At 66.1% G+C, this 8,765-nt stretch carries 10 protein-coding genes and 2 pseudogenes; 8 read left to right on the forward strand and 4 right to left on the reverse strand.

Annotated elements, in window-relative coordinates:
- Positions 1 to 103: 103 nt before the first annotated feature.
- Together ACK6AU_RS21655 and ACK6AU_RS21660 are read left to right on the forward strand one after the other, a co-directional pair.
- Complete coding sequence (locus ACK6AU_RS21655) at positions 104 to 652, forward strand: hypothetical protein (RefSeq protein WP_409301298.1); 549 nt, start codon at positions 104 to 106, stop codon at positions 650 to 652.
- Between the two features lie 85 nt (positions 653 to 737).
- Positions 738 to 1,379 carry a LysE family translocator gene (locus ACK6AU_RS21660; RefSeq protein ID WP_185700187.1) on the forward strand — a complete coding sequence of 214 codons (642 nt, stop codon included), beginning with the start codon at positions 738 to 740 and terminating at the stop codon, positions 1,377 to 1,379.
- Between the two features lie 28 nt (positions 1,380 to 1,407).
- Here the strand turns inward: ACK6AU_RS21660 and ACK6AU_RS21665 are convergent, their stop codons facing one another.
- From ACK6AU_RS21665 to ACK6AU_RS21675, 3 genes are all read right to left on the reverse strand, one after another.
- Positions 1,408 to 1,590: a DUF1289 domain-containing protein gene (locus tag ACK6AU_RS21665; protein WP_409301301.1), complete on the reverse strand. Its 183-nt coding sequence runs from the start codon at positions 1,588 to 1,590 to the stop codon at positions 1,408 to 1,410.
- A gap of 1 nt (position 1,591) precedes the next feature.
- Positions 1,592 to 1,963, reverse strand: coding sequence for a hypothetical protein (locus ACK6AU_RS21670; RefSeq protein WP_409301303.1), 372 nt, complete (start codon positions 1,961 to 1,963; stop codon positions 1,592 to 1,594).
- A 78-nt stretch (positions 1,964 to 2,041) separates the two neighbouring features.
- Entirely contained in the window at positions 2,042 to 3,607 is a 1,566-nt protein-coding gene (locus tag ACK6AU_RS21675) for a murein L,D-transpeptidase (RefSeq protein ID WP_185700183.1), read from the reverse strand.
- 150 nt (positions 3,608 to 3,757) lie between these two features.
- Between ACK6AU_RS21675 and ACK6AU_RS21680 the strand changes: the two genes are divergently transcribed.
- The 6 genes and pseudogenes from ACK6AU_RS21680 to ACK6AU_RS21705 form a co-directional block, all read left to right on the forward strand.
- Positions 3,758 to 4,483, forward strand: coding sequence for a murein L,D-transpeptidase catalytic domain family protein (locus tag ACK6AU_RS21680; protein WP_022643762.1), 726 nt, complete (start codon positions 3,758 to 3,760; stop codon positions 4,481 to 4,483).
- Positions 4,484 to 4,553: 70 nt separating this feature from the next.
- Complete coding sequence (locus ACK6AU_RS21685) at positions 4,554 to 4,859, forward strand: hypothetical protein (RefSeq protein ID WP_409301305.1); 306 nt, start codon at positions 4,554 to 4,556, stop codon at positions 4,857 to 4,859.
- 55 nt (positions 4,860 to 4,914) lie between these two features.
- Positions 4,915 to 5,436, forward strand: coding sequence for an alpha-ketoglutarate-dependent dioxygenase AlkB (locus ACK6AU_RS21690; protein ID WP_409301307.1), 522 nt, complete (start codon positions 4,915 to 4,917; stop codon positions 5,434 to 5,436).
- 87 nt (positions 5,437 to 5,523) lie between these two features.
- Positions 5,524 to 6,405, forward strand: coding sequence for an alpha/beta fold hydrolase (locus ACK6AU_RS21695; protein ID WP_409301309.1), 882 nt, complete (start codon positions 5,524 to 5,526; stop codon positions 6,403 to 6,405).
- A 259-nt stretch (positions 6,406 to 6,664) separates the two neighbouring features.
- A pseudogene (locus ACK6AU_RS21700) lies at positions 6,665 to 7,420 on the forward strand (MCP four helix bundle domain-containing protein); the annotation flags it as partial.
- Positions 7,421 to 7,678: 258 nt separating this feature from the next.
- A pseudogene (locus tag ACK6AU_RS21705) lies at positions 7,679 to 8,278 on the forward strand (methyl-accepting chemotaxis protein); the annotation flags it as partial.
- Positions 8,279 to 8,322: 44 nt separating this feature from the next.
- Here ACK6AU_RS21705 and ACK6AU_RS21710 read toward each other — a convergent pair.
- Positions 8,323 to 8,765 (reverse strand): aminotransferase class I/II-fold pyridoxal phosphate-dependent enzyme (locus ACK6AU_RS21710; RefSeq protein ID WP_409301311.1); only part of this gene is annotated, 443 nt, incomplete at its 5' end.

Here is an 8,765-nt window from a genome sequence, read left to right on the forward strand (position 1 = left end):
TATCGATCACGGCAATGATATAGAGCGGTAAAACGGCCCGTTGGCTAGAATCGCCCGCTGCCGTTCATCTTGAGCAGTGCACAAGCCAGCAAGCGGAGCCACCATGGACCCATCCCCCCTGCAATCCCTGCGCGAAACCATCAGGCAGCAGCCGATCGGCCCGGCCCCGGCGCCCTGGGTACTGGTCACCCGACGCGCCACCGGCAGCCTGCTGGAAGTCGGCTTCGATCGTGATCGGGAATTGCTGCTGGTGACCTCCAGTACCGGGCGCAGTGTCATCGATTGCGAGACCGGCCAGAAGATCGCCCGGGACTACACCGAAGAGGTCGAAAGCGATCGCTACCTCGAGGCCGAGGGCATCGGGCCCCTGGCGGGCCGACGCATCGCCATGTCAGGGATCAATGGCGGCAGCCTGCCCTTGGGCAGCGAGGATGGCTGGGCGGTGCACAATGTGCCCCTGGCCTGGCCCGAACAGCACTTGTTGCTGGTCGAACCAGGCTCCTGGCTCTACGGCGCCCAGCACAACCGCCCGGCGACCTTCCACAAGCTAGCCATCGAGCATGAGTGCCGGGCCTTTGGTTTCTCCTACAACGGCCGGAGCCTGGTGATCGCCTCGTCCTGTGACCTGGTGGTCTACCACCGCACGCTCTAAGCGGCACGTTCGCAGCGTGTCGCAGAGGATTTCCCGGCGGTTTGTCCTGTAGAATCCAGCCTCCCTTTCCCGACGAGTCCAAGCCATGGATGCCCACTCGATTCTTGCCTATACCCTGGTCGCCGCCATCGCCATCGCCAGCCCTGGTCCGGCCACCCTGGTGGCGCTGCACAACAGCGTGACCTACGGCGCCAAGTCCACCCTGTGGTCATCCCTGGGCAATATCAGTGGCCTGTTCTGCATGTCCGCGGCGGCCATGCTGGGCCTGGGGGCGCTGATCGCCAGTTCCGAATGGGTATTCAACGCCGTGAAGATCCTCGGCGCCGGCTACCTGTTCTACCTCGGTGCCAAGCAGTTGCTGAGCAAGAGCCCATTGCTCAGCGCCAACAATCCGGATGACCAGCGCGTCAGCGCCCCGCCGCGGTTCAAGCTGTTCAAGTCGGCGTTCCTGACCGCCGCCACCAACCCCAAGGCGACCATCTTCTTCACCGCGCTGTTCCCGCAGTTCATCGACCAGCATGCCGCCCTGCTGCCGCAGTTCTTCATCCTGACCCTGATCTTCATGGCCCTGTCGCTGGTCTCGCTGAGCATCTATGCCCTGCTGGCCTCCCGGGCCAAAGGCGTGCTGACCCGCCCGGCGCTGTCGAAATGGGTCAACCGGGTCGTGGGCTCCACCTTCATCTTCTTCGGCAGCACCATCCTGGCCATGCGCCGCCAAGGGGTGTAGCCAGCGCGCCGACGACAGGCCAGCCCCTTCAGCCCTGCTTTTTGCGCAGGGCCTTGAGGCGGGCGCCGGCCCGTTGCACGGCGGCCATCTTCTCCGGGCGCTTCATGCGTTTCCACTTGCGGATATCATCCTTGGTGCGCCCGCAGCTCACGCACAGGTCGCCGCTGAGCTGGCACAGGGCAATACAGGGGTTGTCGATTTCCCTGGCCACCTCAGCCCCGCCCCGGTCGCAGGCGCGCCAGGCGCCGGGTCCAATCACCACCACTGATCCGCTGGCACTGTTCTTCGCTGTCGAAGAACACATGGCCTGCCAGCGGCTCCAGGGTGACACCGGCATCCGCCAGCGCCCGGGCCGTGAGTTCGATCATCCACGGACCCTCTCCCGCCGCCAGGGCTCGCTCCTTGTCGGCCTGGGCAGCGAACACCCAAACCACCACCAGACTCGCGGGAAACACCGCGTAGTCCACTTCGTGGGTCAACCAGGAAAAACCTTCGAGGCGGATCTTGGCCGCTTCGCAGGCTTCGGTGAGGGTAGTGGCCAGCAAGCGCTCCATGGCAGCTTGCTGGCGTTTGGTCAGTGGCATGGCGCAGTCTTGGATCCGTGGCGAAAAAGGCCGCACACAATACCGCAAGTCACCAGGCCAGGCCGCGGTTTGCGCAAGTCAGATCTTGCTGCCCAGGGCGGTGGACAGCAGCGGGTCATGCCCGTAGATGTCCGGTGCATACAGCAATTGCCCATGGCTGTCGGCCTGCACCGTCCAGTAGGTGAGCAGGATCGGCACCGGCTTGGCCAGGCGGAACTCGTGGGTCAGGCCGGTGGCCAGCAAATCGTTGGTACGCAAGCGCTCCGCCGGGCTGAGCAACCAGTCGCGCAGTTGCAGTGCCTGCTCGACCCGCACGCAGCCGGAGCTGAAGGCCCGCGGCCCCTTGCTGAACAGCGCCTGGCTCGGCGTATCGTGCAGGTAGACCGAGAACGGGTTGGGAAAACGGATGGCGATGCGCCCCAGGGGATTACGCGGCCCGGCCCCCTGGCGCAGGAGGATGTTGCCCGGACGCTCCCAATCGATGTCCTCGGCGGCCAGGGGCTGGCCATTGGCGTCCAGCACCTGCAGGTCCTGTCGATTGAGGAAACCCTGGTCACGGCGGATCTGCGGCAGCTTGTCTTCCTTGAGGATGGTCGGCGGCACGGTCCAGGTCGGGTTCAGGGTCAGGCGCGTGACCTGGGACTTGAGCAGCGGCGTCTGGCGCTCGGCGCGACCGACCTGGGTGCGGGTCTGCCAGACCAGCGCATCGTGCTGGTAGAAACTCAACTGCGCCGCGGCGACGTTGACCAGCACGATGTTCGGCTCGAAGTCCCGGGCCAGCCAACGCAGGCGTTCGAGGTTGATGCGCAACTGCTCGCGACGCAGGGCCGGGCTGACGTTCATTTCCTTCAGGGTGCCAGCCCCCACCACGCCGTCGGCCTGCAGCGAGTGGCTGAGCTGGAAACTCTTCACCGCACTCACCAGATCGTCGCTGTAGATGTTGTCGGCATCGACCCTGGGGCTGGCCAGGAAACCGCCGTGGTACAGGCGCTGGGCCAGGTCCGGGACACGCTTGTCCTCCATGTGTGGGCGCAACAACGGGCCGCCGGCCACGTCTTGCCAACGGGGCAAGGGCTGTTGCCGCTCATGGGCATAGGCCCGGCGCAGGTTGCGGTACTGCTCGAGGTTGGGCCGCGCCCGGTCGAATGCCGCGCCGAGGTCATCCAGCCCCGGCCCGGCAATGGCCAGCAACACGCCCTGGCGATCGTCCGGCAACGGCTGGGCCCGCCACAATGGCTCGAAGCGGGTCTGCGACAGGCGCCCGTAATGCAGGTCCTGCAGGGCTTGCAGGTACTGGTGGCTGATATCGATGTCGCGGCACAAGCCATCGCCCCCCGCGCTGGCCGGTGGCAGGCGATAGTGCCCAGGGTCCAGGCCGTCATCGACCAAGCCCGCCAATTGCGCCTGCAGTTGTTCCAGGCGCGCCCCGGTCGACCACACCGGTTGCTCGCCCTGCTCGCGATAGAACGCCTGCAACAATTGCTGCGTCGGCAGGTCCAGGCGCGGGGCCAGTGCCGGGCAGGCCAGCGCCGGCTGGGCCAGCGCCCCCGGCAGGGGGCTCGCCGGCGGCAAGTCCTCGGCCAGCGCGACCAATGGCGCAGCGAGCAGCCACAGGCTCAAGTAACATGCGTGTTTTTTGAACAACTGCTTTACTCCAATCCATTGCCCTCAGGCTGAGGGCCAAGCGTTACGGCAGATGCAGAGAACAATCAGGCCTGGGAATTAAACATATAGACCAGACTGCCGGGGAGACAGGACGTCAGGAGCCAAAGTGACCATGGGGATGTTTTAGACATGTTGACCTTCTTGTGCCGATTCTGCCTGGCGGCCCTTGCCCTGGGCGCCATTTGCAGTCCTTCCTTCGCTTCCAGCAAACCTCGCCCCACCACCAGCCCGACGCTGTACGCCAGCCTCGCCCACGCCGCCCCGGACCTCAACCCCCAGGCCCTGAAAAGCGCCCTGAGCGCCATGCAGTGCGCGGTCAGCAGCGGTGCGCGGCAAGCCCGGCACCTGGCGGTGATCGACTACTCCCAGCCCTCCACCGCCCGACGCCTGTGGATCTTCGACCTGCGCAGCAAGAAGCTGGTGCTGCGCGACCTGGTGGCCCACGGGCAGAAATCCGGGGAAAACTTCGCCACGCAATTCTCCAACCGCCTGGGCAGCTATCAATCCAGCCTGGGCCTGTTCCGCACCCAGGAAAGCTACGAAGGCAGCCATGGCTACTCGCTGCGCATGGATGGCCTGGAGCCGGGCTTCAACGATCGGGCCCGTGACCGCGACATCGTGATCCATGCCGCCGACTACGTGAATCCCTTGTGGAGCCAGCGCCAGGGCCGCATCGGTCGCAGCCAGGGCTGCCCGGCCGTGCGTCCGCAGGTGGCGCGCCAGGTCATAGACAAGCTCAAGGACGGCCAGTTCATGTTCTCCTGGTATCCCGACCAACGCTGGCTCAAATCCTCGGCCTACCTCAACTGCCAGCCGCGCCAGGTGGCGAGCATCCTCGGCGCCAACGGCGGCTGAAGCCGCCGGCACTTGCACGAGGCAACGAGGGCGAGCTACCGTCGCGGTCCGCCCTCTGACGCTCGATCCCATGCCTAGATTCCTGCTCCACGGCCCCGGCCCGCGCCCGGCCTTCTACCGGGTCGCCGAACACCTGTGGGGCACCGGGTGCAATGTCGATTCCGATGGCGACAGCCACAGCGCGGCCGATGACCAGTGGACGGAGCTGACCCTGATCCTGCGGGCCGACAGCACGCAGCGCCTGGACATCGATCCGCTATCCAAGACGCCCCTGATCCTGGCCATCAGCGCCTCCCGGATCGAACTGGGGCGACAGGCCGGGGAATTTCTCCAGGCCCGTTGCGGCGGCACCCTGGAACTCCAGGCAAGGCGCTGAAGCTCGCGGCGACCCACTCCCGTCATTTTCTTTCTCCAGCCAAGGCAGGCCCGGCATGACCGCACCCGATATCGATTTCGTCACCCATTTCATCCCCGATCCCCGCGCGCTGTTCGAGCAGCTCAAGGCCTCGGTGTCCTGGGACGAGCGCATGCGCGCGCGCAAGACCGCCAGCTTCGGCCTGCCCTATGACTATTCGCAGATCAGCTACCCGGCGGTCCCCATGCCCGAGGCGCTGGAGCGGCTGTGCCCGGCCATCGAGCAATTGCTGGGGTTTCGTCCCAATAATTGCCTGCTCAACTTCTACCCCGACGGCCAGTCGTCCATGGGCTTTCATTCCGATGCCAACGAACAACTGGTGCCAGGCACCGGCGTGGTGGTGATTTCCCTGGGGCATGCGCGCAGCATGCTGTTCAAGCACAAGCAAAGTGGCCGGATCCACGAATACAACCTGGGCGCCGGTTCGCTGCTGCATATGTCCGACGCCTTGCAAACCCAGTGGTTGCACGCGATCCCCAAGGCGCCGGGTGCCGGCGAGCGAATCAGCCTGTCGTTCCGCCAGCTCCAGGACCGATAGTGCTGGAGGCGGTCCGGATCGACCCTTGACTCGGATTTCAGCCCGTCGACAATGCCCGGCTGTGCCCACCGCCCCTGTCGAGGCTCCATGCAGTTGATTCCCTGGTCCCATCCATGCCGCGAAGGCTTCACCCTGCGCGGCCTGCGCTCCGTGCCCTCGGGCAAGCCGTTGCTGCACTTTCTCCATGGCAACGGCTTCTGCGCCATGGCCTACCAACCGATGCTGGCGCTGCTGGCCGAGTCTTTCGACCTGTGGCTCAGCGACGTCCAGGGCCACGGCGACAGTGACCATGGTGGCCCGTTCCTGGGCTGGAACCGCACCGCGCAACTGGCCGCCGAAGCCTTCGAAGCCGGGCTGGCGGACTACGGCGCAGTACCGCGCCATGCCCTGGGGCATAGCTTTGGCGCGGTACTGACCTGCCTGGTGCTGGCCGAGCGCCCACAACTGTTCACCCGGGCCGTGCTGCTCGACCCGGTACTGTTCACCCCCTCGATGATCAGCTCGCTGCGGGTGCTGTCGGTGCTGGGCCTGAACCGCCGCCACAGCCTGGCGCGCAAGGCCGCCTCTCGCCGGCGCCACTGGCCCGACCGCACGGCGGCCCGGGCTGCCCTGGCCAATCGCGGGGTGTTCAAGGGCTGGTGCGACGAGGCCTTGGCCGCCTACATCGAGCACGGCCTGAAGGACGACGGCCAGGGCGTGGCGCTCAAGTGCGCCCCCGAGCGTGAAGTGGATATCTTCAGCTCCGTTCCCCGGCGCCTGTGGCAGGCCCTGGGCCAGATCCGCACCCCGACCCTGGCGATCCGCGGGCACGACAGCTACCCCTATGTCGCCCGCTCGATCGAGCGCTGGGCCGCCATCAACCGGCACCTGCACACCCAGGTGCTCGACGGCCACCATTGCTTCATGCAGGAACGCCCAGCCGCCAGTGCCGACGCGGTCGCGGGCTTCCTCCTGGAACAGACCAGCTGAATCCCTTCAGCAAACCGCCCGAAATACATGTCATTGTGCTATCATCCGGCGGTTTTCCGGCTCGGGGGCCTGACCCCGCCTAGACGGGATAACGCTCGCCAAAGGCGCCGCCAGATGCGCCTGGTGCCAGCCTTGTGTGCAAAAACGCCGACGGCGCCATGGAGCCTGCTCCATAGCGCGCCGCACCGATGCAACCGCGCTTCGCACGCCGGTTGCGCTTTTTGCTGCCACAAGGAACACCGTCATGCTCTTGAGAACGATGAACATATCCCGCCGCGCAGGGCTCAGCTTCGCCCTGATCGCCTTGCTCGCACTGGGCCTGGGGGGCTTCTCGTTGCTGGAAATGCAGCGCATGAACCAGCAATCCCTTGAGGTCGACCAGAACTGGCAACCCTCCATCGTCGCCGCCAATGCCGTGGCCCTGACCAGCACCCAGATCCGCACCATCACCCTGCGCATGCTGGTGGTCCGTGAGGCCAGCGCCGTGCAGGCGCTGCTGGCCCGGGTCGAGCAACTCGAACAGCAACTGGACCGCCAGCAGGCCACCTACGAACAGTTGATCAGCGAACCCGAGGAACGTGCCGCCTACGAGCGTTACCTCAACGCCAGGGCGGCCTATGCGAAGGACCAGCACCAGGTGCTGGAGCAAGTCCGCCAAGGCCACAAGGAAGCAGCGGTGAACATCGTCGACGGCGGATCGTTCCTGGTCAACGCCGATGCCATGCTCAAGGAGCTGTTGAGCATCATCGATATCAACACCCGGGGCGGGGTCGCCGCCGCCGAGAAAAGCAGCCAGGTATTCCAGAGCGCCAGCGCCATGGTGGTGGTGATCCTGCTGGTGGTCGTGGCCCTGACCATCGCCCTGGCCCTGTTGCTCACCCGCAGCATCGTGCGGCCCCTGGGCCAGGCCCTGGGCGTGGCCGAGACCATCGCCAGCGGCGACCTGGGCCAGAGCATCGCCATCAGCGGCAAGGACGAACCGGCGCGCCTGCTGCAAGCCTTGCAGACCATGCAGGCGAGCCTGCGCAACACCCTGCAGCGCATCGCCGACTCCTCCAACCAGCTGGCCTCGGCCGCCGAGGAGCTGCATGCGGTGACCGACCATTCCAGCCAGACCCTGCATCAGCAAAGCAATGAAGTGGAACAGGCGGCTACCGCGGTCAACGAGATGACCGCCGCCGTGGAAGAAGTAGCGCGTAACGCCGTGAGCACCTCCGAGGCGTCCAAGGAAACCGACCGCACCGCCCACCATGGCCGCGAGCAGGTGCAACACACCGTCGACTCCATCGGCCAGCTGGCCCGGGACGTGACCCAGACCTGCGAGCGGGTCGAACACCTGGCGGTGGATGTACGCAACATCGGCCAGGTGCTGGAGGTGATCCGCTCGATCGCCGAGCAAACCAACCTGCTGGCTCTCAATGCCGCCATCGAAGCCGCCCGCGCCGGTGACGCCGGGCGTGGTTTCGCGGTGGTCGCCGACGAGGTGCGGGCCCTGGCCCATCGTACCCAGCAGTCGACCCAGGAAATCGAAAGCATGATCAACACCATCGAGGAAGGCACCGAGGGCGCGGTCAGTGCCATGCGCACCAGCAATGAACGGGCGCACCTGACCCTGGAGGCGGCGCGGGCCTCGGGACTGGCCCTGGACCAGATCACCCAGGCCATCACCTCGATCAACGAGCGCAACCTGGTGATCGCCAGCGCCAGCGAAGAACAGGCCCAGGTGGCCCGCGAGGTGGATCGCAACCTGGTCAACATTCGTGACCTGTCGACCCAGACCTCGGCCGGCGCCAACCAGAGCAACGCCGCCAGCCAGGAACTGTCGCGCCTGGCGGTGGACCTCAACGGCCTGGTGAACCAGTTCAAGCTCTGAGGAACAGCCGCCAGGCGCGAGCGGCAAGCCAGTAGCTTGCCGCTTCAGAACGCATAGCGAGCGATCACCCGACGCACCTTGAGCAACGCCTCGCGCAGCTCCGCCAGGCTCACCGAGCCCAGGGCCAGGCGAATGGCATGGGGCACCGGCCCGGCGCATACGAAAGGCTCGGCCGTGGACACCGAGACTTTCTCGCGCAGCAGCGCCATGGCCACCTGGTCGGCCCGCACCTCCTCGGGCAATGGCAGCCAGAGGAAGTAGGCACCGGGATGGCCGAGGATCTCCAGCCCCGTCAACAACTCCCGCGCCAGCGCCTGGCGCTGGCGTGCATCGGCGCGTTTCTCCTGCTCCAGGCGGGCCACGGTGCCGTCCTCGATCCAGGCACAGGCCATGGCGCTCATCACCCCGGGATTGCTCCAGGTGGTGGCGCGGATCGCCCGTTCCAGAGCCTGGGTCCAGGCCGCATGCGCCACCAGGTAACCCACCC

It is taken from the genome of Pseudomonas sp. KCJK8993, assembly GCF_046230915.1.
Taxonomy (GTDB): Bacteria; Pseudomonadota; Gammaproteobacteria; order Pseudomonadales; family Pseudomonadaceae; genus Aquipseudomonas; species Aquipseudomonas piscis.